Here is a 220-nt window from a genome sequence, read left to right as displayed (position 1 = left end):
GCGCTGGCCGGGGCGGTGAGTGGTGTTACTGACATCGCAGTACCGCCCAATGGTATTCCCGAAGGCTGTACGGCGCTTGAGCCGTCGATGCTGCCGCTGGTGGCGTTGTCGCAGGAGGCGCTCGACGACATCGTGGCGGCGGTGGATGGCGGTGCGGCCAACGTGCAGGACATCTACCCGCTGGCGCCGTTGCAGGAAGGGGTGTTGTACCACCACCTGT

General features: G+C 65.9%; 1 pseudogene. It reads left to right on the top strand.

The annotated features are described in order from the left end of the window. Positions 1-220, top strand: a pseudogene (locus tag EZI54_RS24290) (hypothetical protein); the annotation flags it as partial.

Source organism: Marinobacter halodurans, from assembly GCF_004327985.1.
Classification (GTDB): Bacteria; Pseudomonadota; Gammaproteobacteria; order Pseudomonadales; family Oleiphilaceae; genus Marinobacter_A; species Marinobacter_A halodurans.
This window is presented reverse-complemented; position numbering and strand designations above follow the sequence as displayed.